Raw genomic sequence first — 1,318 nt, 5'->3', positions numbered from 1 at the left:
GGCGAAATTTTGGTTTTTAGGAAGGGTTAACCCTTCCCAAAAACCAAAATCAATCCTTCGAACAAATGTATTTAAAATAAAAATGTGATGATCTACTAGAAAAGGTTGGATTGTCATTTACACAAAAATATTGACAGTCCCTTCTTCATTTCAATCTCATGAAAAAAGATTTTTTTATAGTATACTTGTAATAATTTAATATACCAACAATGTTTTAGGATTAAAAGCCAATTTGGAATGGTACTAAAAGATGTGAGGCATACTAAAAGGAGGTATAGGCATGACAGAAAAAGAGTACTTAGAGTTTAAAAGCCTTCTCGAAATGAATGATGAACTGAATTTTTATTATAAAGGTGAGGAATATTGGATAAGTCATTATCGTGGTAAATCCTATCTATCAAGAGTTAAAGATCAGTATTCTCAAGAATTTAATGGCTATGAAGAACTACTTGAAAAAGGAACAATAGAAGACATAAAATTTTCTGATATATATCCAAAGCTAATATGGTAAAAATATACTTTTTTACAATCGAGTAGGATGGAGTGGTTAACTCCCGACCTCTCACACCACTGTACGTACGGTTCCAAACAAATGCGTATGTGGTGACATCGTTAAAGCTATGATTGATTAGGGCTTTGAATAGCGCGTATTGCTGTTTTAGGGATGCGTGCTGTTGAGAGTGAAATATTTATATTACCGAACATATAGCCGACTTTCGTGTCTACAATTTCAGCATCAAGTGGATTGTTTAGCGTGTTGTTCACCTTATCATCCACACGTTGCACATGTGCATTACCTAGGGCAAGACAGACGAGTAAATTTTCCCAAAAATTATTTTCTCGATAACCATAACGCAGTACAATTAAAGGACATCAAATTTGATTCTTTGGAAAAAAACCGAAGGAGAAGGCTACGCGGTCAAATATACGCTTATCTTATCTATCGAAGAAAATAACGAAGAAGTAGAAAAAACAGGCGACATGGTTATCATAAAAGGAGGTCCTAAAAATTCACAATTACTTACGATTGGGAGAAGCTTATTATAATTGAAGATCTTTGGACTGCAACAAAATCACAATCAGGTTTAAATTATTCATTTTATAAATCTTACTTACATGATAAAAATAAAGGAAATGCTATTAAAATTGTTCATGTAAAAAAATATACACAACCATTATCACTATTTCAAGTGAATCAATTTCATAAATCGATTTTTTCAAGAGCTTAGACTGCTCCCGTGGTCGGTTTTTGGTTTTTTGAAAAATTATGCTGCTTTGTTTTGTAACTGTAAAAGTAAGTTGATACGATCGACTGCTA

The 1,318-nt window shown here is 32.6% G+C and carries 3 protein-coding genes; 2 read left to right on the top strand and 1 reads right to left on the bottom strand.

Features of this window, described 5'->3' with window-relative positions; translation table 11 throughout:
• Positions 1-280 precede the first annotated feature (280 nt).
• Positions 281-511, top strand: a complete 231-nt coding sequence (locus tag C9J37_RS27640; protein ID WP_201262234.1) for a hypothetical protein — start codon at positions 281-283, stop codon at positions 509-511.
• Between the two features lie 107 nt (positions 512-618).
• Here C9J37_RS27640 and C9J37_RS29510 read toward each other — a convergent pair whose 3' ends face one another.
• Complete coding sequence (locus C9J37_RS29510) at positions 619-786, bottom strand: hypothetical protein (RefSeq protein ID WP_167397464.1); 168 nt, start codon at positions 784-786, stop codon at positions 619-621.
• A gap of 93 nt (positions 787-879) precedes the next feature.
• On the opposite strand from C9J37_RS29510, the gene C9J37_RS28705 reads away from it, so the two are divergent.
• Positions 880-1,047: a hypothetical protein gene (locus C9J37_RS28705; RefSeq protein ID WP_167397465.1), complete on the top strand. Its 168-nt coding sequence runs from the start codon at positions 880-882 to the stop codon at positions 1,045-1,047.
• Positions 1,048-1,318 lie beyond the last annotated feature (271 nt).

The organism is Lysinibacillus mangiferihumi, from assembly GCF_003049665.1.
GTDB lineage: Bacteria > Bacillota > Bacilli > Bacillales_A > Planococcaceae > Lysinibacillus > Lysinibacillus mangiferihumi.
The sequence above is the reverse complement of the archived record's forward strand: the minus strand, read 5'-3'. Positions and strand labels throughout refer to the sequence as shown.